Raw genomic sequence first — 479 nt, 5'->3', positions numbered from 1 at the left:
CAGGGTAGAACGGCGCGTCGGTGGGTATCCAGCCGAGCGCGACGAGGAACAGCAGGTTCAGTGGGGCGGTCAGCACCATGGGCACCACGTAGGCCATGGAAGCGTCGGCGTGACTGACGAAGAGCTCCTCGAGGAGCGCGTACCCGGTCGTGAGGGCCACTGCGGCCAGGTAGCAGCGGGAGAGCCAGTTGTCGACGGCCGGGGCGAACACGGCACGGCTGCGGCGAGAGGAACTCACGGGGTTCTCCGTTCTGTCGGCCGAGGCTGGGCCCTGACCGCGCGGAGTGCCGGAGGGGTCAGCCATCACGATGTGAAGGACGTGGCCGACGCGGCTCGAGTTGCGCCGCCGGGCCCGACGCGGGAGCGCTGCCCTTTCGGGCAAGGCGCCCCGCGGGTGGAGCCCACACCCACCCATCCGTTCAGCCCGCCGCTCGGAGGCCCGTCCCGGGCCGGCAGTCCTGGCAGTGTCCGGGTTCCGG

At 71.6% G+C, this 479-nt stretch carries 1 protein-coding gene; it reads right to left on the bottom strand.

Annotated features, from left to right (window positions below; genetic code table 11):
• Positions 1 to 238 (bottom strand): SCO4225 family membrane protein (locus GUY61_RS38870; RefSeq protein ID WP_398958510.1); only part of this gene is annotated, 238 nt, incomplete at its 3' end.
• Positions 239 to 479 lie beyond the last annotated feature (241 nt).

This window comes from Streptomyces sp. GC420 (genome assembly GCF_009916105.1).
Taxonomy (GTDB): domain Bacteria; phylum Actinomycetota; class Actinomycetes; order Streptomycetales; family Streptomycetaceae; genus Streptomyces.
The sequence above is the reverse complement of the archived record's forward strand: the minus strand, read 5'-3'. Positions and strand labels throughout refer to the sequence as shown.